The organism is Photobacterium sp. GSS17 (assembly GCF_028621875.1).
Taxonomy (GTDB): Bacteria; Pseudomonadota; Gammaproteobacteria; order Enterobacterales; family Vibrionaceae; genus Photobacterium; species Photobacterium ganghwense.
Genome location: NZ_CP117518.1, coordinates 1,038,116 through 1,058,196 on the forward strand (window position 1 = coordinate 1,038,116; position 20,081 = coordinate 1,058,196).

At 46.3% G+C, this 20,081-nt stretch carries 21 protein-coding genes and 1 riboswitch; of the genes, 10 read left to right on the plus strand and 11 right to left on the minus strand.

The window, feature by feature from the left end; translation table 11 throughout:
- Window positions 1-1,716, plus strand: coding sequence for an ATP-binding protein (locus PGW97_RS21170; RefSeq protein ID WP_273859738.1), 1,716 nt, complete (start codon window positions 1-3; stop codon window positions 1,714-1,716).
- A gap of 61 nt (window positions 1,717-1,777) precedes the next feature.
- On the opposite strand, the gene PGW97_RS21175 is transcribed toward PGW97_RS21170, so the two are convergent.
- The gene (locus PGW97_RS21175; protein ID WP_217391608.1) at window positions 1,778-2,959 is read right to left on the minus strand and encodes an amino acid aminotransferase; all 1,182 of its coding nucleotides are present in this window, start codon (window positions 2,957-2,959) and stop codon (window positions 1,778-1,780) included.
- A 267-nt stretch (window positions 2,960-3,226) separates the two neighbouring features.
- Here PGW97_RS21175 and PGW97_RS21180 point away from each other — a divergent pair, with 267 nt between their 5' ends.
- On the plus strand, window positions 3,227-3,538 hold the full coding sequence (locus tag PGW97_RS21180) for a DUF3081 family protein (RefSeq protein ID WP_047885940.1): 312 nt from the start codon (window positions 3,227-3,229) through the stop codon (window positions 3,536-3,538).
- 486 nt (window positions 3,539-4,024) lie between these two features.
- Window positions 4,025-4,198, plus strand: a complete 174-nt coding sequence (locus PGW97_RS21185; protein ID WP_217391610.1) for a hypothetical protein — start codon at window positions 4,025-4,027, stop codon at window positions 4,196-4,198.
- 128 nt (window positions 4,199-4,326) lie between these two features.
- Here PGW97_RS21185 and PGW97_RS21190 read toward each other — a convergent pair whose 3' ends face one another.
- On the minus strand, window positions 4,327-4,725 hold the full coding sequence (locus PGW97_RS21190; protein ID WP_047886350.1) for a VOC family protein: 399 nt from the start codon (window positions 4,723-4,725) through the stop codon (window positions 4,327-4,329).
- 301 nt (window positions 4,726-5,026) lie between these two features.
- Between PGW97_RS21190 and PGW97_RS21195 the strand changes: the two genes are divergently transcribed.
- Complete coding sequence (locus tag PGW97_RS21195) at window positions 5,027-5,938, plus strand: DUF368 domain-containing protein (protein ID WP_273859739.1); 912 nt, start codon at window positions 5,027-5,029, stop codon at window positions 5,936-5,938.
- 143 nt (window positions 5,939-6,081) lie between these two features.
- Here the strand turns inward: PGW97_RS21195 and ansB are convergent, their stop codons facing one another.
- Entirely contained in the window at window positions 6,082-7,146 is a 1,065-nt protein-coding gene (gene ansB / locus PGW97_RS21200) for an L-asparaginase 2 (RefSeq protein WP_273859740.1), read from the minus strand.
- A gap of 321 nt (window positions 7,147-7,467) precedes the next feature.
- On the opposite strand from ansB, the gene PGW97_RS21205 reads away from it, so the two are divergent.
- From PGW97_RS21205 to PGW97_RS21220, 4 genes are all read left to right on the plus strand, one after another.
- Window positions 7,468-7,980 (plus strand): hypothetical protein, encoded by a 513-nt coding sequence (locus tag PGW97_RS21205; protein WP_273859741.1) that lies wholly within the window; start codon window positions 7,468-7,470, stop codon window positions 7,978-7,980.
- Window positions 7,977-8,567, plus strand: coding sequence for an SCO family protein (locus tag PGW97_RS21210; RefSeq protein ID WP_047885943.1), 591 nt, complete (start codon window positions 7,977-7,979; stop codon window positions 8,565-8,567). The genes PGW97_RS21205 and PGW97_RS21210 overlap by 4 nt, the downstream gene beginning before the upstream one ends.
- 176 nt (window positions 8,568-8,743) lie before the next feature.
- Window positions 8,744-9,007, plus strand: coding sequence for an Lpp/OprI family alanine-zipper lipoprotein (locus tag PGW97_RS21215; protein WP_047885944.1), 264 nt, complete (start codon window positions 8,744-8,746; stop codon window positions 9,005-9,007).
- Between the two features lie 1,135 nt (window positions 9,008-10,142).
- Window positions 10,143-11,429: a cytosine deaminase gene (locus PGW97_RS21220; protein WP_273860640.1), complete on the plus strand. Its 1,287-nt coding sequence runs from the start codon at window positions 10,143-10,145 to the stop codon at window positions 11,427-11,429.
- A 349-nt stretch (window positions 11,430-11,778) separates the two neighbouring features.
- Here PGW97_RS21220 and PGW97_RS21225 read toward each other — a convergent pair whose 3' ends face one another.
- Together PGW97_RS21225 and PGW97_RS21230 are read right to left on the minus strand one after the other, a co-directional pair.
- A complete protein-coding gene (locus PGW97_RS21225) occupies window positions 11,779-13,026 on the minus strand; it encodes a S1 family peptidase (RefSeq protein WP_273859742.1) in 1,248 nt (415 codons plus the stop codon).
- A gap of 394 nt (window positions 13,027-13,420) precedes the next feature.
- On the minus strand, window positions 13,421-13,912 hold the full coding sequence (locus tag PGW97_RS21230) for a hypothetical protein (protein ID WP_217391614.1): 492 nt from the start codon (window positions 13,910-13,912) through the stop codon (window positions 13,421-13,423).
- A gap of 254 nt (window positions 13,913-14,166) precedes the next feature.
- On the opposite strand from PGW97_RS21230, the gene PGW97_RS21235 reads away from it, so the two are divergent.
- The gene (locus tag PGW97_RS21235) at window positions 14,167-14,730 is read left to right on the plus strand and encodes a PhnA domain-containing protein (RefSeq protein ID WP_047885947.1); all 564 of its coding nucleotides are present in this window, start codon (window positions 14,167-14,169) and stop codon (window positions 14,728-14,730) included.
- Window positions 14,731-14,818: 88 nt separating this feature from the next.
- Here the strand turns inward: PGW97_RS21235 and PGW97_RS21240 are convergent, their stop codons facing one another.
- From PGW97_RS21240 to PGW97_RS21265, 6 genes are all read right to left on the minus strand, one after another.
- Window positions 14,819-15,367 carry a GNAT family N-acetyltransferase gene (locus PGW97_RS21240; RefSeq protein WP_273859743.1) on the minus strand — a complete coding sequence of 183 codons (549 nt, stop codon included), beginning with the start codon at window positions 15,365-15,367 and terminating at the stop codon, window positions 14,819-14,821.
- Between the two features lie 130 nt (window positions 15,368-15,497).
- Entirely contained in the window at window positions 15,498-15,935 is a 438-nt protein-coding gene (locus PGW97_RS21245; protein ID WP_273859744.1) for a GNAT family N-acetyltransferase, read from the minus strand.
- Between the two features lie 205 nt (window positions 15,936-16,140).
- Window positions 16,141-16,476 carry a DUF4144 family protein gene (locus PGW97_RS21250; protein WP_047885950.1) on the minus strand — a complete coding sequence of 112 codons (336 nt, stop codon included), beginning with the start codon at window positions 16,474-16,476 and terminating at the stop codon, window positions 16,141-16,143.
- Between the two features lie 263 nt (window positions 16,477-16,739).
- On the minus strand, window positions 16,740-17,078 hold the full coding sequence (locus PGW97_RS21255) for a hypothetical protein (RefSeq protein ID WP_273859745.1): 339 nt from the start codon (window positions 17,076-17,078) through the stop codon (window positions 16,740-16,742).
- 2 nt (window positions 17,079-17,080) lie between these two features.
- Window positions 17,081-18,091, minus strand: a complete 1,011-nt coding sequence (locus PGW97_RS21260; protein ID WP_217391618.1) for a S66 family peptidase — start codon at window positions 18,089-18,091, stop codon at window positions 17,081-17,083.
- Between the two features lie 39 nt (window positions 18,092-18,130).
- A complete protein-coding gene (locus PGW97_RS21265) occupies window positions 18,131-18,550 on the minus strand; it encodes a GFA family protein (RefSeq protein WP_047885953.1) in 420 nt (139 codons plus the stop codon).
- A gap of 532 nt (window positions 18,551-19,082) precedes the next feature.
- A riboswitch (TPP riboswitch) is annotated at window positions 19,083-19,179 on the plus strand.
- Window positions 19,180-19,250: 71 nt separating this feature from the next.
- Between PGW97_RS21265 and thiD the strand changes: the two genes are divergently transcribed.
- Window positions 19,251-20,078: a bifunctional hydroxymethylpyrimidine kinase/phosphomethylpyrimidine kinase gene (gene thiD / locus PGW97_RS21270; protein ID WP_273859746.1), complete on the plus strand. Its 828-nt coding sequence runs from the start codon at window positions 19,251-19,253 to the stop codon at window positions 20,076-20,078.
- Window positions 20,079-20,081 lie beyond the last annotated feature (3 nt).

Sequence of the window (20,081 nt, forward strand, 5' to 3'; positions counted from 1 at the left end):
ATGGATTTGCACCAACACATTGCCCTCCTTGAAAAGAAAGTGGAGCGAGAGCGTGAAGCCAGACGAACCGCCGAGAAGTTACTGGAAGCAAAAAGTCGGGAGCTGTTTAACGCCAATTTACTCGTTCAAAAGAGTCTGGATAAACTCGAAGCCCGGGCGGAAAGTGATTCGGAACTCCTGGCTTATCAAATGCGGATTGAAAAGCAGCTGCTGGAATTTGGCCGCAAGTTTCTCAAGCATCCCCCGAATGAAGCCCTGTTTCAGGCGCTGGCTGATGCGTTAGTCGATAATCATACTATTCGCGCCTGCGGGTTATACCTCCGCTGTGAGTTGGATAAGGGACTCAATGTCAGTTATACCTCCGGACGACAACAGAAATGGACCAGCCCTGACACCCTGCATCTGAATGGCGATTACTGGGATGCCAAAGACGGCACGTTATGGTTGTCTTTGTCTAACCACGCGGTCGACGGTTTTTTTGTCACCCGCATCAATACACTGCCGGAATGGTCTCAAACCATTCAGCAACATATGCACCTTTTTGGGGAGATGCTTCGTTCATCGATTGACCGTCAGCTCAAGCTGGAGGAAGCCATACGCGCCAGACAACAGGCGGAAGCATCCGAGAAATCCACCCGAGATTTTCTGGCCATGATCAACCATGAACTGCGAACGCCGCTCAATGGCCTGCTCGGCTCTGCTGAATTGCTTGCCGACACCTCGCTCGATCAGCACCAGCACCGTTTGCTCAGTACACTGAACCATTCCGGGGAGCTGTTACGAGCCATCATCAATGACCTGCTGGATTACAGTAAGATCAACGCCGGTATGCTGGAACTCGCCAACAAGCCATTTGATAGTCACAATCTGGCAACGGTGTTAAACGATATTTTTCAGCACCGAGCCAATGAAAAACAACTGGCCCTGAACATACACTGTCAACCAGACACCCCCCGATGGCTGATCGGGGACGAAGACAGGATTAAACAGATTTACGTCAATCTTATCGGCAACGCGATTAAGTTTACCCAGAAAGGATCTGTCAGCGCTGAGCTATGCTGGCGAGAAAACGCCTTGTCATTCTCAGTAACAGATACCGGTTGCGGCATTCCTGTGGCCAGCCAGCAGGATTTGTTTGAGCCGTTTACTCAGGTCGATAATTCAAGTCAGCGAAATCATGAAGGGACAGGACTGGGACTGGCAATCTGCAAAAAACTCACGGAACAGATGAACGGCGCTATTGGGGTGAACAGTCAGGAGAACGCCGGAGCCACATTCACAGTTGCCCTCCCCCTGGAACCACATCATGCCGATAATACCACCAATCTAATTTCTCCGGATTTGCCAGGGCCAATTGATGCGCTTCGGGTACTGGTTGTCGAAGATCTGAAAACCAACCAAATGATTATTACACTCATGATGAGTAAATTTGGCATTCAGCCAGTCATTGCTGAGAATGGGCAGCAAGCGCTGGACATACTGAAGAACACTGAATTTGACATCATTCTGATGGATTGCCGAATGCCCATCATGGATGGATACACCACAACAGAAAAACTACGAAAATCCGGTTACCGAAAACCGATTGTCGCGTTGACCGCCGGCACAACCACAGCGGAACGAGAAGACTGTTTTGCCTGTGGCATGGACGATATTTTGTGCAAGCCCTATCAGGCTTCAGAACTCAGAGAAATGCTGGAAAAATGGGGCGCCTGATGTGCGCCCCATGTGATGAGTTATCGAGTCTGACCGCGCTCAACGGTCGGTACTACCGTTTTCAGGCAGAAACCGTCAGCAAAGCTTTCGCCACGTAATCAAGCTGATTTTCCTGCAAGCCCGCGATGTTTATACGGCCATCGCCTACAGCATAAATGGCAAACTCATCCCGCAGTCGACCAATCTGCTCCGGGCTTAGCCCTGTCACAGAGAACATCCCTTTATGCAGACAGATAAAATCAAACTGCTCCGAGCCCTGCGCCCGTACGGCTTCAACCAGACCATGACGCAGTGATACTAAACGCTGTTGCATTTCAGACAGTTCCTGCTTCCAGACTTTCGTCAGTGCGGCATCATTAAGAACGGTTGCCACCAACGCAGCACCATGATCCGGTGGCATAGTGTAAGAAGAGCGAGCAAGGTTCAAAATACGGCCTTTCGCTTTGTTGGCTTGTTGCAAGGAATCGCTGACCACAATCGCTGCACCAGTACGCTCACGGTACAAACCGAAGTTTTTAGAACAGGACGTTGCGATCACCATTTCTTCAACGTTATTAGCCAGATGCTGCAGACCTGCAGCATCCTGCTCCAACCCGTCACCGAACCCCTGATACGCGATATCGACAAATGGCAGGAAACCATTCTTATTCGCCAGATCGGTAATAGCCTGCCAGTCCGCGAAGGAAATATCTGCGCCGGTCGGGTTGTGGCAACAGCCATGCAGCAGAACAACATCTTTCGGACCAGCTTTAGCCAGCTCAGCCAGCATTGCGTCACTGTCCACCTGTTTGGTTTCAGGATTAAAATACGGATAAAAACGTACTTTCAGGCCAGCAGCTTCCATCACAGGCTTGTGGTTAACGTAACTTGGATTCGTGATCCAGACCGTTGTATCAGGCTGCGCCAGATGCATCAGATCCGCCAGCATACGCAGTGCGCCGCTGGCACCCGGCGTTTGAACTGCAGCTGCACGCGAATGTGCCGATGTACCAGTTAACAACAAATCCATCATTGACTGGTTGAAAGGTTCACTGCCAGCCAGCCCAACATAGGCTTTGGTTGTCTGGTTTGCGACAACCTGTTGCTGCGCCAATTGCACAGCTTGCATGATAGGGGTCTGCCCCTGATTATTTCGGTAAACCCCAATACCCAAATCGACTTTTTCTTCACGCGGGTCTTCACGAAAAGCCAGTGTCAGGGAAAGTATCGGATCCGGTTGTGCTTCGGCTAGCTGCTTAAACATAATAAAAATTCCGTTTTATGGTGATTTCATTCTTCGTACTATCAAGCTACCACTTCATTTGCCTGCCGTCACCTTGAAATGAAGAGGAAAATCAACATCAAACGCAATTAAAAAAGTTGATCTGGAATAAGGATTTGACAGGTTGTCTTGCAGCCCATATAGCAGAATCTAAATTTAAAAGTAGGAATAGAAAATTCTGCGATATTTGCTACCCGCTATCGGCCCTGAATGTACCTGCATTCATCGACAGCAGAGATGGAGGCTATTATGAAAAACAGCGTTGATGTACGTACCCTTTTGAGTGTCTACGAAAAAATAAAAACCCAGGGAAAACCCATAGAATTCGGCAGTCAGCTGGAAGATATTAAATGCACTGAAAGTCATGATGGCTACTCTGTCAGCCTGTCGGATGAGCATGTCAGCCTGGATATCAACTTCCACAATACATATCACTTCCATACCATGAACGAAGACCCTGAATCAGTGATCAATCAAACGACCACAGAGTTTCACAATAACAACGAAACTCAAATTCAGGCATTCTTGAAAAAACTGGAAGAAATTGACAAGAACTATTGAGCTAAACATCTGATCTCAACATCGGTGCCGATGACATGGGTGGTCACGGCACCGACTGAGTCACTTTCCCACTCACTTTCATCGCTTGAACATCATACGGCTTATCATAACTCGCTGGCTTATGCTCACAGCATAAACACGCATAATTTTGCCACTATAATTATAGGTAACTACCCACAAATTTTATAAAAACACGTATTATTGCAGTATAAATTCGCACCAAAATCGCAAATCCATTCCTTTTTGACATCGCTCTAACATTATTCTGACAGTTCCCCTACTTTCCTTGATTACTCTTATTGATAACTTACAGTTTTAAAGAAGCAATCATAGAAAAACGCGTGAGTCCATTCAGAGATGGTTCATGACAAACACTGTAAGTTAACACTGAGACTTTTCATCCAAGCAATGATTGTAATCGGCATAACACCTCGCCTGTATGCCCCCATCAAGCGGCCAGGTCAATGCCTTATTAAGGAAAAAGCAATGTTTGCAAAACAGTTAAAATCGAATGAAGCAGATACTGTGATCCGTGCGCTTGACGAATGCTACCGCCGCCTTAAAGCCGCTGACATTTCCGCTAAAGAGCTGACCCAGGATGGTTTCACGCTGATGTTCAAATCAGCCTATCAAACCGTCGCAACCAAACGACGCCACTAGCAGTTAACATCGCATACGGCTGATTCTTTACTGGTTCAGGTCCCGACCTGATGTGATCGGTATCGATAGATACAAACAAAAAAGCTCAAGGATATCCTTGAGCTTTACTTCACATTCCCGGTCTGCAATCACTTATCCCAGTCGCGGTTTTGAAGCACAACACGGTAACCGTCAATGTCTTCAAAAGTCTTACCGACCTGTTCCCAGTATGGATTGCTTGATTCAACGACGCTAAAGCCTGCATCAATCATGCTGCGACAAGCGCGCTCCCAAGCTTGGCTGCAATCAACATAAAACACCAGCAGATGCTCCTGAGTCGGGGCTTTACCTACTTTTGTTCCAATCTGATGCACAAATTCCAGGTGATAAGGGTGCTTTTTGTGTCCGAGCACAACACCGTCAAAGCCTTCGTGATCTTTGAATTGCTTTAGCATTTCAAAACCCAGCGCTTTGCTGTACATGATGGCAATATCATTGACATTGTCGGTTGGTCTGACAACGCGAAGTGTCGAATCTGTCGGTATCATATTGAACTCAAACTCCATTTTCTTTGGAATGCATTATTTTATGCTTCTAGTTGAGTCTATTCAACTAAGTTGATAATACCTTCTGTACATTCCTTGAATTTAGTCACACAAATATTGGGTTCTAATGATTTTTCCCGGGATTTATACTGTTTTGGCTCAGGAAGTCCAGTTATCCCTATGAACAATTTACCGCGCCGAGCCAGACATCTGACAACCTCTTAACATGAAAAACCCGACCAATTCTTTATTAAACAGGTATAATACCTCCAGTTTTTTATTATTGATTCGATTACAGAAAAGCATGAGTAAAGTTCTTACGTTTTTGAAAGGAATGGCAATGGGGGCAGCAGACGTTGTTCCTGGTGTGTCTGGCGGCACCATCGCCTTCATTACGGGCATATATGACACCCTGCTTGAGAGTATCCGCCGTGTTAACCCGAGTCTGATTGGGCTTTGGCGACGCGAAGGCTTTAAAGCCGCATTTGCCCATATTAACGGTACATTTCTGATCCTGTTGCTGACAGGTATTCTGACTAGCATCTTCACGCTTGCCCGTGTCATTACTTGGATGCTGCATACCCACCCAATCCCATTGTGGTCATTCTTCTTCGGACTGATCATTATTTCCGTGATTCACATGTTCAAGCAGGTCAGCCAGTGGGGTTTCAGCCGCCTCGTTGCTGTCGCACTAGGTGCCTTGTTTGCCTTCGGCATTACGGTGTTGCACCCGCTGAACCTGGAGCCGACCTCGCTCAATATTCTCCTTGCTGGTTCTATCGCCATTTGTGCCATGATTCTGCCGGGGATTTCAGGTAGCTTCATCCTGTTACTGCTTGGCATGTATACCCCGATTCTAGGAGCTGCTAAAACGCTGGATATCACCACCCTGGGACTGTTTGCTACTGGCTGTGTCATTGGCCTGCTGACGTTTTCCCATGTTCTATCCTGGGTACTACGCAACTATCGGGACATTGCCCTGACATTTCTGACTGGCCTGATGATAGGTACTCTCAGCAAAATCTGGCCGTGGAAACAAACACTGACTTGGCGTACCAACTCCAGCGGTGAACAAGTGCCCCTGATTGAACAGAACCTGTCCCCTTTCAACTTTGAACAGCTAACCGGCCAGCCTGCACTGCTGGGCTATGCTGTTCTGGCAATGATTGTCGGTATTACCCTGGTATGGGGGCTTGAAAAGCTCGCAGAAGATTAAGGTATACCTTTAATCATTCACCAAAATACAAAAAGCCCGGACTATGCCGGGCTTTTCTGTACCTGAACTGTGCTTACTGAAAACTGTACTTACTGATACTCACTACAGCCTGAACAAAGCACTCTCAATCGTTCACACTGAAATCAGTAATACTGGAACATCTTCTGCACTTCACGATAGTCCTGAGTTTGTGTCAGGGACAGCATAAGCAAAATTCTGGCTTTCTGCGGGTTTAGCGTACCGGACGCAACAAAGCCATATTTCTTATCGTCCACTTCTGCATCCAATGTTGTGGAACCCGCCCCCGTTCTGGCACTGCGTACCACCATCACGCCATCTTTACTGGCTTTTGCCAGTTCATCAAATACCGTGTGGTACATATTACCGTTACCGACACCGGCGCTCACAATACCGTCGAAGTTAGCTTCAACCATGGCTTTAACTGGCAACGCCGAGGCATTCGCATAGTTATAAACGATACCGACTTTCGGCAGTTTATCGAGTTTAGTCACATCGAAAACCGTTTCCGATGTGTGCTTACGTTCCGGGCTACGTTGGTAGCTAACGTCGCTGTTGTGGATATACCCCAACGCCCCCATGTTTGGTGAGCGGAAAGTATCAACGGCAGTGGTATTTGTCTTAGTGACGTCACGTGCATCAAACACCGTATCATTCATGGCAACCAGTACACCGCGTCCGGCAGAGTCTTTATCAGCCGCAGTCACAACTGCATTGTATAAGTTGACCGGGCCATCCGCGCTCATTGCGGTTGACGGGCGCATTGCACCAACCAAGACAACAGGCTTATTACTTTTGATTGTCAGATCCAGGAAGTATGCTGTCTCTTCCATAGTGTCTGTGCCATGGGTGATCACCACGCCATCAACATCATCTCGCGCCAGCAATTCATTTACATGTTTAGCCAGTTTCAGCCAAACCTCATCGTTCATATCCTGCGAGCCAATGTTCACAACTTGCTCGCCGCTGACATCCGCAATTTTGGTCATTTCGGGTACAGCTTGGATCAGTGACTCAACACCAACCTGTCCTGAGGTATAGCTGGATTCTGTCGCTGACTGTCCTGCCCCGGCGATAGTCCCGCCAGTTGCCAGAATTTTGATGTTAGGTAAGTCGTTAGCAGCGAAACTGAGGGAACTGAAGCACAGACCTGCAACCATTATTCCCAGAGACACTTTATTCTTCTTCATCGGAATTATCCTGTAGCAATTTATGTATTTGATTGGAATCGGATCAGGATATTATTCCTATTGCGTAATACTTTTGAGGTAGAGGTCACTTTTCGTATTCTTCTTAAAGTGATCCTGCTAGCATTTTCCTGAATACAGCTCAGAACACCAACAAGGTGATAACACGGATGTTATTAACGTCAAAAAGGCATTACAGACATCCAGTCACAGCAACAATTCCCCCTTTTTATCAAAAGCCTCCTCACAAATTGCACATATCAGCACCGTGACTCGCCTGCTCAGTGATATGATTCGCGCACTGTTTTCTGTTAGGTCTTTGAAATGAAGCGACATCTGAATCATCCCGTACTCCTTGCCGGCGCATGTGTACTGGGGTTTGGCTTAACATACTTGATGGGGAAAAATGTCCTGTCCGGCTCGCTTGGGGATAGCATGTCCTCTCATGCACAGCAAACCTCGACGGCAACACTGATAGCAGGTGTACCTGATGAGGAGATTTGTGCGCTATCGACAACCCCCTGTCACACAACCTCAGCACAGCTTGAGTTGGACACAGATATTGTTCGCCCGATGGCACCAGCCAACCTCTCTGTTACCTGGCCAAAACTTGATAACAATATTAAAGAACTCATAGTGGAACTCGAAGGGCATGAGATGATGATGGGTGTTTATAAGGCCAAGTTGACCCGAGAATCTGACAGCCCACTTTTTCGAGGTGAGCTGATGCTGCCTTTCTGTGTGTCAGATGCAATGACATGGAAAGGGCGGATTATACCCACTACGATCAATAATGATTATCAGCCGCAATATATTTCAGTAAGGATGAAGCAATGAAATACCAATGGATAATTCTGGCTTTGGCGCTCGCTGCCGGCCTTATTACCAGCATTATTGTTGATAAGCAAAATCAGACCGCTGCAAAGCCTGAATATCCTATGAATATTCTGGAAAGCGGCAAAGAAGCTATCGATTTATATAACAATGAAGATTCACGTATCCGTGTCGTTTATTTCGGATATACCCATTGTCCGGATGTCTGCCCTACTTCTTTAGCTGTACTTTCGGCAGCATTACAACAATTAAATGACGATCAACTTCAACGTGTCTGGCCTGTCTTTATTACTCTTGATCCAGAACGTGACACAGCTGAAAAAAGTGCTCAATATGCGCAATATTTCCACAAAAATATTACTGGGATGACGGGGACAGATGAGCAGATTAAAGCCCTAGCGCAAAAATACGGCGTGTTATATATGCGAACAGAACTGGAAGGATCGGCCCTTGAATACGCTGTCGATCACAGCTCTTACTTCTATTTCCTGAAACCTGACGGTTCGCTAATCGAAAAAGTGCAACACACACTCAACCCGAAACGCCTGGTTGATACCATCGAACAAGTCTTACAAGGCAAAAGCTCGTAACACCGCAGACCGCATTTTTACGCTTGTTTAGGCGATGATTCTCACATTTGAGAGAAAAAAAATCGCGTTAAATTGATGTTCAAGCAGCAAATTTCACAAGTTCTGCCATACTAATTCTGCCGACTGAATCTTTTAACACTCGGTCTGTAGTGGCAAACAAAGGAGAATTAAGAAAAATGAACCGTTCATTATCTATCCTTACCGGAATCATCCTGAGTGCGACGCTAATTGGCTGCTCAAGCTCAGACGAAGTAGATCAAATGCAGCAACTCACCAACAAAGTCGATATGCTTTCTGATCAGGTTGGTGCGCTACAAAGCCAGCAAGATCAGATGGCTGGCGCTGTAAACGATGCACGCGCAGCGGCTGATGCTGCTTATCAAGAAGCTATGCGTGCCAACCAGCGTATTGATAATATCGCTAGTTCTTACAGAAAATAACTAAACAGTGGCGCTCTGGCGCCACTTTTTTTGCCTCCACCCTGCCACTCTCCTCTTTTCAAGCCTGAGTTAAATTCAACTAACCGATAAGCCTTAATACACAAAAAATTACGTCATATCTATTTTTACTCATTTTTGTATGCCGTCTCAGATGTATTATTTGCCTACTGGTTCACAATAACCACGTAAAAATTATCACCACTTTTGTTCAGTTCCCAAATACCATTCAGGGCGAACTTACTCGTACACTCTTGCCGTTTCAAAGCCGTCATTCCCCAGAGCTAAATGAAAATTGGTCCTCTGAAAAAATATTAGGTATAGAAAATCATCAGACAGAGCCATTAACCGAAAAATACTTCACTCGGCACGTAGAAATCCAATGACTCGATGCCAGGAGCCTGGCTAGCCCAAAGCCTGCACATTAATGCACGGCCCTCCATCCCGTTGCAGTCTATAACCTGACGAAATCAACACGTGTAAAAACAAACAATATAAACAAGTGAGCCATTTCCGAGCACCACTTACCGGAGGGTGTTGGCCTCCGAGGCACATCATCTTTCGTTCAGCACCATTTAGATATCTAACAAATTGGACACCAAACCCGAAAAAATCATCACTTTGTGAAATTTCCACTCAAGATGTCGATTAATTGAACTGCATCAAGGGTGTTGAATTTACATCATTTTTCATTATTCAAAGGTATTGACTTTGCGGAAAGCAGCATGGCTATTAGCACCGGAGCATTTCCCACAGAGTTACTCACAACTTTTGTGGATAAGAGAGTTATCCACAGGTAGAGAGCTCACAGTTTACCCCCAGAGAATTAAGCCAGTATTGCATTCTATACTTTCCTGTTTGGCCAATAACGCGCGGCCGTAAAAACACTAGAACGCCCTTCGTCACAATCAGCTGAGCCCACCATCACCTTATTGAGCGCACATCAAACATTTTTCCTTCCTCTTCTCCCCATTTTCATTCCGGCATCACAAGCAAAGAGGTCGTAAAAAAGATGGATGAGATACCATATTCAGCCCCTTTTTGTGTTGGATTAATAAGGTGTAAGCGATACTGAAAAGATACGGCCAGCAGTCTGGAAATACTCAGAAACCGGAATTACACATAGGGACGATGAATGATGCTTAAAGCCAACCTGTTGATAACCAATGTCAGCCTGCGTGGAATCAGCGGCTTACACCAAATTCTTATAGAACAGGGAGTGATCAGCAGCATTACTTCCGTAGATACCAAGCTTAACTATTCAGGCACGATACTGGATGGCGAAGGCGGCATGGCGATGCCCCCGTTTTGTGAACCTCACATTCATCTCGATACGACACAAACGGCGGGAGAGCCCAACTGGAACCAGACCGGGACATTGTTTGAAGGTATTGAACGCTGGGCTGAGCGCAAAGCACTCCTCACCGAAGAGGACGTAAAACAACGCGCCCTGAAAACCCTGAAGTGGCAGATAGCAAATGGTGTTCAGCATGTTCGCACCCATGTGGACGTCTCTGACCCGACTCTGACTGCCCTAAAAGGGATGCTATCACTGAAAGAAGAGCTAAAAGAGTCGGTTGACCTTCAAATAGTGGCTTTTCCGCAAGAAGGGATTCTCTCGTACCCTAATGGAAAAGCACTGCTGAAAGAAGCCGTTGAAATGGGGGCTGATGTAATTGGCGCAATTCCGCACTTCGAATTTACCCGCGAGTATGGTGTTGAATCTCTTCACTATGTGTTCGAGCTTGCCCAAAAATACAATACGCTTATTGACGTACACTGTGATGAAATTGATGACGAACAATCACGCTTTGTGGAAACCGTTGCTGCCTTGGCCCACAGGGACCAAATCGGTCATCGGGTCACTGCCAGTCACACCACCGCCATGCACTCGTATAATGGCGCCTACACTTCACGACTGTTCAGACTCCTCAAACTCTCCGGCATCCATTTTGTGGCCAATCCACTGGTAAACATCCACCTCCAAGGAAGATTTGACGATTATCCGAAACGACGAGGCGTAACCCGTGTCAAAGAAATGCTGGCCGCCGGAATCAATGTCTGCTTTGGCCATGATGATGTTTTTGACCCCTGGTATCCACTGGGAACCGGAAACATGCTCCAGGTACTGCACATGGGGCTTCACATCTGTCAAATCATGGGCTACGAGCAATTAAATCAATCTCTTGATTTAATCAGCACCCATTCTGCACGCACCATGAACTTACAGGATAACTATGGTCTGGATGAGGGTAAACCCGGCAATCTGATCATACTACCGGCTGAAAATGACTTTGATGCCCTGCGTCGGCAGGTTCCGGTTCGTTACTCTGTCCGACACGGAAAGATACTTGCACAGACAACGCCGGCGTCGACCAGCATCTGTTTGAACGGAAAGGATGAAATGGTCAGTTTTCAACGCTGAGAATCTGTACGGCAAAACACTCAGCCAGGCTATTCAGTAGTCACTGAGAATATCGAGAAAGGATTAAGGCGTAATCTATTAAAAATGTCACTTCCTGCCGTTCAGAATAGCCAACTAAAAAAGCGTTCTGGGGAAATTTATATAGAAATAGCTCTGAGCCATTGAGAATAGCTCAGAGCTATTTAAAGTGATCATGCAGTCATAGTGGCGATGCAGATAGCTCCCTTACAGATAGCTACCTTACAGCTAACACCTTATAGACAAATAGATACGTCTTAAACCAATAGATCCCTCACAGGCAGCCGACATCAAGGTTTAGGCCCTATCGATTTCCTATGATTGTTTGCTGTTAACGATGACGAAATCGTCGCCAGCCTGCGACCACCAGCAATGAAAACAAGGCTCCCCATGAAGCAGTACCGCCACCACCCGATGAGATATTACAGTTGCTAGGACTGATGCCTTCGACACTCGGATTACATTCGCCAGTGATTTCCTCGTCTTTGCCGCCCGGCGTCCCCCCCGTACCACTATCACTGCCACCGCCTGTGCTGCTGTCATTGTTCTGATCAACAATAAAATCAGGTTCCGTGATGATTTGATCCGGGATCTTTCCGACGTTTTGCTCGATCCATTCAAAGTAGGTTCCTACACGGGTGTAGAATCCTGGGCGGGAATACGATCCACATACTGGTGTTCCGGCGGGACCTCCGCTAACGATGCCCAGCTGTAACCAGTTACCGTTAGCATCCTTTGCTCTCAACGGTCCACCACTGTCCCCTTTACAGGAATCAGCACCATGCCCAAGGGGTTTTCCTTCATCATCAAACAATGCCTCTGGTGGCATAGTACAAATCTTGGTCCGGTTCAGCGGACTATCGATAATGTAGTGAGCTTGGTTGCCTAGTTCCAGGCGCTCGAAACACTCATCAATCGGCAGGTATGCAAGCTCTGCTTCCATGAGCCGCTCAGCGATACCGGTGCCATCAGGCTTGATCGAACCCCAACCTGACACTTTAGTATTTTTCGGACGTTTAGAATCTTCCCATTCATCAGCCAAGCGTCTGTCCAGCTCATCTGCCATAAGGCCATTGCTTAACTGAATCGGCGTCGCTTTATACTCAGGCACACTTTGTTCCAGCCGGAGCAGAGCAATATCATTATCAAGCGCCAACGACAGGACTTCAGTGACGACTGAACCATCCGTCTGGGAAGTCACTTTCACCGTTGGCACTGGCGAATAAGCCGGATGGACAACCACATGCGTGATGGCATAAAGGTTGGATGTATCTTCAACATCCACACTTTTTGAACCGATCATCACATTCAGCTGATTTGGCGCCAAGACGAAAAAACCTTTATCCCCCGAATGAACCAAGCAGTGCGCGGCGGTCAGCACCCAATCTTTGTTGATAAGGCTGCCGCCACAGATATGGCTGGTATCTGCCTGGGTGAGCCGAATCGAGGCCATCCAGTTCTGATCATCTGTTGCCACTACTGGCTCTCCACCAACCACATAGCTAGTCACATCAGAAGCCAGCGAGTATGGCGTGTTCAAGGCAGCCCCGATCGCCAGTAATAAAACAGGTAATTTCATGAGATTGATTTCCAAGACAATTTAAGCTCGGGGCAATGTATCAATCTTTCAAAGCAAATTACTGATATTAAGTAAGGCCTGCGACTGAGTAGCTGAATTTTATTGAAGTCCGGAAGTGACGTTTCCAAGAAGCGTTATATGTCTCGCAACTTGAGGAGCCGCCTCATAATGAGGCTGAAAAGAACAAGTATGCAGGGGCTAATTCGCAGGCCAATGCTACGTGAGCATCAGTAACATTAGCATCAACTACGTCAAGATCGGTGACAAAAAAAGAGGTCACATCAACATACATTGCTTGGACAAGATGAGAGCATAAGAACAATTTACCGTGACGGTGCCTGTTTCAAGGTTCCAAGGGAAGACGCCAGCACGGCAAATTCAAATCAAAGCTCAGCTATTGCCCAATAACTGAGCAAGCCACCTCGTCGATATCAAATGACGCATAGGTATTGCCTAACAGTTCCGCGGCGAGTTTGGGATAAAAACCATTGTCATACGCTAATTTCACATCACCGATACTGATTTTGTAAATGGTCAGTCCTACAGTTTGAACTTCCGACGGAACACAGGCTTTATTGCCTTCTTCGCCAAAACAGACGTCGCCATTACTGGTATCGATGGCACCGCAGGATGTCTCTTCAACGTCAATGCCCAGAGATGCAAGTCGTTGAGCCAGCTCATCCGGTGTGCCAGCCGGAAAATCATCAGGAACCGTAGTGCCTGTCTCATTTTCCAGTGTTGCCAGATCCTTGAAACGGTCTTCACCATCAAGTTTGGCCGACGTAACAGCATAAACATCAGCTTTTCCTGTCAGCGTATCTTTAACATCATCGTCATTACATCCAGTAAGTCCCAGAATACAAAGCAGTACAGCCAGCTTTCTCATAGCATCCCCTGATAGTCTGTTACCTAAATGACAGTTAATTTCTTGTCATAGAAAGCTTAGCTGTTACCACAAATTTATCCCAGTTTAACGCAGAATTTTACTGATTCCGACTGCCGGTGATAAGCCCGATACACACTTTACTCCTGTGATCTTGATCTGGATTCCTTCCCTTTCTGGGATTTAATGGCATAATATTAAACCGAACAACACACTGTATGTGAAATTACCATTACACAATAACGGACAATTTTCCTATGAGTATCGAATCTATTGTTAAGCAGCGTTCTGGTGAACAATGTGAGCTTTGTACCTCCACTGAAGGCCTGAGCGTTTACGAAGTACCAGCGTCTCCAGATGCAACAGCTGGTAGCTGTGTAATGGTTTGTGAGAAATGCCGTTCAGAAATCGAAGATGCGGAAACATTGGATCAAAACCACTGGCGCTGCCTGAACGACAGCATGTGGAGCCAAGAGCCAGCCGTTCAGGTTATGGCTTACCGTATGCTTAACCGCCTGGCTTCTGAAACCTGGGCACAAGATCTGCTGGATATGATGTACTTGGAAGAAGACACTCGTCAGTGGGCTGAAAAAGGTATGTTGTCTGACGAAGACAAGCCTCGCGACGTTAATGGCGTTGAGTTGAAAAAAGGTGACGATGTCACTATCATCAAAGATCTGCCGGTTAAAGGCAGCAGCATGGTCATCAAACAAGGCACTGCGGTTCGTGGTATCAGCGTGACAGATGATCCTAAACACATTCAGGGCAAAGTTAACGGTCAGACAATGTTCATCATTGCTGAATACTGCCGTAAGAAATAAGCTATTTTTCTTGATTTAAAAACAGGCACCTAAAGTGCCTGTTTTTTCTTCTGCTTAAGGGAAAGACTCACGTCATCATATTTTCGGATCAATATGAATGTGAAGACTGCCAATTTTTTATCAGCAAACCATACAATGCAGAATCTGATACTTTGCCGTCAATAATCCATCTTTCAGGCAGGTACCCTTCCTTTATAAAGCCCAAACGTTCCAGCAATCGAGCGGAACCGAAATTAGCAGGATCAATTTCCGCTTCCAATCTGTTCAGGGCCATGGTTGTGAAAGCGTATGTCACAAGAGCCGATGTCGCCTCCAGCGCAATGCCTTTTCCCCAACTTGACTTTGCGATTCCAAATCCTAATTCAGCCCGCTTCGATTCCTCATGTATTTTAAACAACATACATTTCCCATGCAGCTCACCTGAATCACGCGCAAAGATACCCAACGTCAGGCTTTCCCTACGCTCATTTGCCAAATGGGCATCATGGATAAATGCATGTGCTTGATCGATAGTGCGCCACGGTGAACCATCCCAATATTCCATAACTGCAGGGTCAGAGAATATATCAAATAAGGAGTCACTATCTGTGTGCGCTAATGGACGTAATACGAGTCGTTCTGTTTCTATATTTAACACCGTTCTTCCCTCAGCTATTTAGCAACATTCTCAAACGCATTTAAAACAACCACTATTGAAGATGGATAATAATGGTATTCATACTGTGGATAAAAATGACTGAATTTCTTGCGTTTGGATGAATAACGCCTTACATCACACTAGTGAAATCGTAGAAAATATCATCTTCGCTGAGAATCTGTAAGCCCAATGACTGATATAACGCAATAGCAGGAAGATTATTTTTAAACGCACTCAGTGACAATACCTTATTTTTTCTATGCGCTTCTTCTGATAACCGAATTAAAACCTTTCGCCCAATGCCTTTTCGTTGATACTCAGGAAAAAGAATCAACAAATGTACATGCAGGTGAGTGTCAGTGTATTTATAACAGACATAACCACATCGCTGGCCATTTTGCGTTAGCCAGTAAAACCAATCAGGGTGAAGCCTGTTTTGGTATCTCTCTTGCTGAAAGTCTTCGTCCCATCCAATTGCTTCAGAAATGATTGGCATCATACCTTGTTTATAAAAAGTGAAGGTAGATCTGACATCCTCTTGGTCCATCGTTTCAAAATGCACTTCCATCAGACATCCACTCCTTTTGCTGAAGATAAATAAAACAGATATTGTCAACGCCGCACATATCCAGTACGACTTACCACTAACGTCAAAACGTCAAGGGTACAATTAGCATCAGAACCTTATCCATTTCCGGTCCACTGACACATATCGCCCTTTCCATCCTGTTTCATTTACTTATTGGTTATTCTTTTCTGCGCTCTATATGCATTTAAGCCATTTCATCCAGAGCCCTGACAGCCTCTTCGATCGTTGCAAAGTTGGATTTCGCCGCACAACAGAAACCCGAGCATGATTGATGCAGCTGCACATAACTCAACATTTCCGTCAACGTTAGCTGACGCCCGGTCGGTATCAATGCCGCCTGCTGGCTAGCCAATGCTTGCGGTACAAAGAGCATTCCTTTGGAATCAATCAGAACATCTTCTTCCTGATAACCCAGCGCATGCAAGTCAGTGTCTTCGGCCCATGCTTGCTCACCAGAAACATATACCAACTCAGAATCACCGGCATATTTGAGCACCGCAGGCCAATTAACGTTTGTCATGTCGCATACCTTGAACATGTTTTAACAACTTTATTAATCTCACGATCTGCATAAAAAGACTAAATCACAACGCCTTATCCCTGTTAAAAACAGAAACAACACGCCTGATGGCTGGCAGTATAGCGAATTTTCTTCACCGTTGATGTCCTACACTGCTAATGTTCTACATTGCTAAGGTTCTACACTGAAAATGTTTTACACCACGAATAGTCCGCACTGCTAAACGGTCAAGTCGGCTAGCCAGATGCTGACCGTTTGACACTTTACCCACAACGTGATTTCTCTACTAACACCGTATGACGAAGACGGTAGAGGTTAATCGCGGGCAGCACAATAACAGCTTCCATCGGAGTAAAGAGCAAACATGATAGCAGAGTTTCCTTAAATCCGATGGTATTGACACACAGACCTCCTTGTTTGGCTCTTTGATGTAATCGAACATTCGCCCAAAACAGCACCAAAGCAAGATTCCCTAACACGAAAAGATAGCCGAACAGCCATTTCGGGCTATCAAAACTATATAAAATCAAGAGGGTAATACTGATAGCAAGCAGAATCCAAAGGCCGTATAACCCCAATACCAAACGATAGAGGTTCCGCATCCTCACTGTTCCAACCACGGTCCCCGCAGCGATACCGTTTCGGCATCAAAATCAATATCAGCTTTGACACCCAATGGCGTCACTAACATCGGATGTGTATGACAACTGTCAAAGCCATTGAGAATGGGCATTTCCTGATCGTTCAACACTTCCTGCAATACTGCCAGAGGGGTACGTCCGGTTCCTCGATGATTAAAAAGCTCATGTTTACCCAAAATAATGGCGGAAACACGATCAAAAACGCCGCAAAGCTTCAAATGACAAAATGATCGCTCAACGGTTTCAATTCCTTTCAGTGAGTCTTCCAGCAAAAGAATGTCACCTTCCCTAACCTCTGGCATAAACTCACTGCCCCAAATCCCTGTCATGGTATTCAGGTTACCGCCAATGATTCTACCGGACACCGTTCCTGTACCCAGAAACTCCCACCGATTGTCATGGGTTGACTTAGGCGCAGTCTGTTTTTCCCAGTCAATCATTTCCTCGCTCCACTGTGCAGGCACACTGTAGGTAAAGGATTGCTGACGTTCAGAACATAGCAAATCACGAAAGGATGCAAATGTTTTATCCACCAAAGGGGGAAGCTCACCCATCGAGGCCACCAAAGCCGGACCATAGAAGGTAATCAGGCCAGTTTTGGCATAAATACCGAGCAGTAACGCGGTGACATCGGAGTAACCGATGATGATTTTGGGATCGCGTTTCAGCGCCTCATAGTCAATATACGGCAATAACGCATTACTGTTACTTCCCCCAATTGTCGACATAATGCAGCGTACACTCGGGTCACGAATCAATGTGTTCAGTTCACTTACCCGCTCCGCAATCGTCCCCGACCGATAATGATCGCTGCATCCGGTTAATTGTCCGGCTTTGAGCACAAACCCTTGCTGTTCAAGATAGGCTTTTGCGCGCATAAAACGTGTTGGGGCAAACGCGGTGGCTGGGGATGAAGGTGAAAAGAAACCAATCGTATCTCCAGCTTTCAATGGCTTAGGTAAAATAACGTCCATGTTTTCTCCGTACTAAGTGGATATTGAATAGACTCGATATCAGGCACCAGGTTGTTTATCAAATGTCGGCATCCCTTCCGGAATCTGGTACCAGCTCAGTTTTTCACTGACCCAAACGTGCATGGTCGGCGCAAAAACCGTATCGTCAATCATGCCAACCGGTTTCAACTTCAGCTTGATAACGTCCGGTTCTTCCGGATTGAAATGAAAAATCCGATTTCCACAGCCGGAACAAAATTTAGCGTTGTTTCTGTTACCACTCTCAGCCAAGCGTCCCCACTCATGCATCGTCCCGGAAAATTCAATGTCTGCGGCGGACACAATTGCTGTCACACTAAAAGGGCTGGTTGCCAGTTTCTGGCATTCACGGCAATGGCAGGCAATCACTTTCTTCGGTGGTGCTGATAATTTGTAAGTGACCTGACCACACTGACAACTTGCTTCGATCGGATAGCCCATTTTCATTCTCCTTCATGACGGGGTATACAGATATGCCGTTTTGCAACCAAATATTCATCACGATGAATATTCCTTTGCACTATGCCTGAGTCGCCGGTTATTGAAAAGGTGAGGACACATTTAATTCCCAGCAAGTTCAACCCCACATTCTGAGAGCAATGACGCAACCCCCATCAGAAGGAAACATTCATACACAGGCAGCTCCCCTATTAAGGTTGCAGGTAAGGTTACAGGTAAGATTGCAGGCTTATCTCCCGGTAGCAGAGAAAACGGGTGAAAACAGAGCAAAACCAATAGAACGTTTTTATCGCAACAGATCGCAAAAATGGAATACCGCACTGCAGCTAATACTTTGAAAGATTGAGGTTGATCGAGCGACAGGCAACTAACAATAGACATGTTGAAACACAGAATTTTCATCTGTTGTTATTGCTGATTGTTCTAAAAGGTGTTTAAATCAATTTACTTCAGGCGTAAGTCTGAAAAACAATTTAATATTTTCCGGTTTTCGTTTATCTACCGGAAAATCGAAGACTGTTAGTCGGGGAGCCTTGTGCTGAGACCACTCTGTGGGACCCGTTGAACCTGATCCATTTAGCAATGGCGTAGGGAACTAGCTGAATATCAGATCCCACTCTCCCTCACCGGAATCACTGGGCATATCTCTGGCATTAGCTACCTACGCAAGACTGAGGTAGTTATGGCCAATATTTCCAACACTCCAATTACACTCACTATCGCAGGCTCAGACAGCGGTGGTGGCGCAGGCATTCAGGCCGACATTAAGGCTATTTCAGCCACAGGCGGCTACGCCTGCTCCGTTATCACCGCCCTGACGGCACAAAACACCATAGGTGTAACCGGCATTCTGGGTATCGAGCCGGCATTCGTCGAGCAACAACTTGATGCCGTATTCAGTGACCTTCACATCAAAGCCGTAAAAATCGGCATGCTCAGCGACACGAACATTATCCGTGCCGTCGCGCGGAAACTGCGCGAATTTCAACCTGAATTCCTGGTCATTGATCCGGTCATGGTTGCCACCAGCGGGGATCTTCTGCTGCAGGAAGATGCCATTACCACGCTGAAAACGGAATTGCTTCCTTTAGCCACAGTGATCACCCCCAACCTGCCGGAAGCCGCGGCACTGACGCAATTACCGATCCCAGAAAATGAATCGGATATGGAAGCGATGATAGGTGCGCTTCGCACATTAGGGGCACAATCTGTGCTGCTCAAAGGGGGACACCTGGAGAGTGACAAGAACAGTACCGACCTGCTAATCACGGGCACCGATGTTCTCCGCTTTAGCCAACCTCGAGTTGCAACACGTAACACCCATGGCACAGGGTGTACTCTGTCAGCCGCCATTGCTTCGTTTCTGGCTCAAGGCTACCCACTGGCGAAAGCTGTGGGGCACGCCAAGCAGTACATCACACTGGCCATTCAGCATGCGGATGCGCTGACTATCGGTGAAGGACATGGCCCGGTTCACCATTTTTTTGCCGGTCATTATCAACCTGAGTGATCC

Bases quoted from the DNA above. Each gene is read 5' to 3' on its own strand.
- PGW97_RS21170 (WP_273859738.1), top strand. From the start codon at position 1: ATGGATTTGCACCAACACATTGCCCTCCTTGAAAAGAAAGTGGAGCGA.
- PGW97_RS21175 (WP_217391608.1), bottom strand. From the start codon at position 2,959: ATGTTTAAGCAGCTAGCCGAAGCACAACCGGATCCGATACTTTCCCTG.
- PGW97_RS21180 (WP_047885940.1), top strand. From the start codon at position 3,227: ATGAAAAACAGCGTTGATGTACGTACCCTTTTGAGTGTCTACGAAAAA.
- PGW97_RS21185 (WP_217391610.1), top strand. From the start codon at position 4,025: ATGTTTGCAAAACAGTTAAAATCGAATGAAGCAGATACTGTGATCCGT.
- PGW97_RS21190 (WP_047886350.1), bottom strand. From the start codon at position 4,725: ATGATACCGACAGATTCGACACTTCGCGTTGTCAGACCAACCGACAAT.
- PGW97_RS21195 (WP_273859739.1), top strand. From the start codon at position 5,027: ATGAGTAAAGTTCTTACGTTTTTGAAAGGAATGGCAATGGGGGCAGCA.
- ansB (WP_273859740.1), bottom strand. From the start codon at position 7,146: ATGAAGAAGAATAAAGTGTCTCTGGGAATAATGGTTGCAGGTCTGTGC.
- PGW97_RS21205 (WP_273859741.1), top strand. From the start codon at position 7,468: ATGAAGCGACATCTGAATCATCCCGTACTCCTTGCCGGCGCATGTGTA.
- PGW97_RS21210 (WP_047885943.1), top strand. From the start codon at position 7,977: ATGAAATACCAATGGATAATTCTGGCTTTGGCGCTCGCTGCCGGCCTT.
- PGW97_RS21215 (WP_047885944.1), top strand. From the start codon at position 8,744: ATGAACCGTTCATTATCTATCCTTACCGGAATCATCCTGAGTGCGACG.
- PGW97_RS21220 (WP_273860640.1), top strand. From the start codon at position 10,143: ATGCTTAAAGCCAACCTGTTGATAACCAATGTCAGCCTGCGTGGAATC.
- PGW97_RS21225 (WP_273859742.1), bottom strand. From the start codon at position 13,026: ATGAAATTACCTGTTTTATTACTGGCGATCGGGGCTGCCTTGAACACG.
- PGW97_RS21230 (WP_217391614.1), bottom strand. From the start codon at position 13,912: ATGAGAAAGCTGGCTGTACTGCTTTGTATTCTGGGACTTACTGGATGT.
- PGW97_RS21235 (WP_047885947.1), top strand. From the start codon at position 14,167: ATGAGTATCGAATCTATTGTTAAGCAGCGTTCTGGTGAACAATGTGAG.
- PGW97_RS21245 (WP_273859744.1), bottom strand. From the start codon at position 15,935: ATGGAAGTGCATTTTGAAACGATGGACCAAGAGGATGTCAGATCTACC.
- PGW97_RS21250 (WP_047885950.1), bottom strand. From the start codon at position 16,476: ATGACAAACGTTAATTGGCCTGCGGTGCTCAAATATGCCGGTGATTCT.
- PGW97_RS21255 (WP_273859745.1), bottom strand. From the start codon at position 17,078: ATGCGGAACCTCTATCGTTTGGTATTGGGGTTATACGGCCTTTGGATT.
- PGW97_RS21260 (WP_217391618.1), bottom strand. From the start codon at position 18,091: ATGGACGTTATTTTACCTAAGCCATTGAAAGCTGGAGATACGATTGGT.
- PGW97_RS21265 (WP_047885953.1), bottom strand. From the start codon at position 18,550: ATGGGCTATCCGATCGAAGCAAGTTGTCAGTGTGGTCAGGTCACTTAC.
- thiD (WP_273859746.1), top strand. From the start codon at position 19,251: ATGGCCAATATTTCCAACACTCCAATTACACTCACTATCGCAGGCTCA.